We start from the raw sequence: 654 nt of genomic DNA, 5'->3' as shown, positions 1-654 counted from the left end.
GCCGGCAAGCGCCTCGAGCCGCAGCTGGCGATTAGGCACGACGCGGGTGCGCCGCCCGCGCGCGTCGCGCCAGCAGCCGCGCGCCGCATCCCACCAGCGCCCGTCGCCCAAGTGCAGCACCACCTGCCCGTGCGGCCGCCCGCATCGCTCGCAGCAGCCGCGCGCGCGGGAGAAGCGCACCAGCGCCGACAGCTCGCGCCAGTCGATGGGATAGAGCCAGCGATGATCGGGGCGGATCGGCATCGTCCCCCTTCACCTACGCGCCCGCGCGCGCGCTGTCCGACGGATTGTCTGAATCAGTGCGGGCGCGGTGAGTCAGCGCGTCAATCAGCGGCGCCGGGCATGGACGCCGATCGCACGTACGATCAGCGAACTTGGCGGGCCTGGTTCCCGCGATCGCGCGCCGCGAAGAGCAATCCGAAGCAAATCATGATGACCATTACGAAACGCGGATAGTGGAACATGCCTGCGAACAGACTCATGCACAGCAACGCGTAAAGAGCGCCGGCGATTGGAAGCAACTCCGGATCATTCATGCTGGTACGATGCATGGCGAAGATCGCACGCCCGAGAAGCCACGAGGCACCCGCCGTGCCGATGATACCCCAGGAAATCAGAAATAGCAGGAGCGTATTGTGCGGCTGGGTGTGCCAC

The 654-nt window shown here is 66.8% G+C and carries 1 protein-coding gene and 1 pseudogene; both read right to left on the bottom strand.

All coding sequences use genetic code 11. The annotated features are described in order from the left end of the window. Positions 1-243, bottom strand: a pseudogene (locus tag ACH0AE_RS17940) (hypothetical protein); the annotation flags it as partial. Positions 244-365: 122 nt separating this feature from the next. Then, on the bottom strand, positions 366-654 hold a 289-nt coding region (locus ACH0AE_RS17935; RefSeq protein ID WP_406876187.1), incomplete at its 5' end, for a hypothetical protein.

This window comes from Sphingomonas sp. 179-A 2A2 NHS (assembly GCF_045371305.1).
Lineage (GTDB): Bacteria > Pseudomonadota > Alphaproteobacteria > Sphingomonadales > Sphingomonadaceae > Sphingomonas.
The sequence above is the reverse complement of the archived record's forward strand: the minus strand, read 5'-3'. Positions and strand labels throughout refer to the sequence as shown.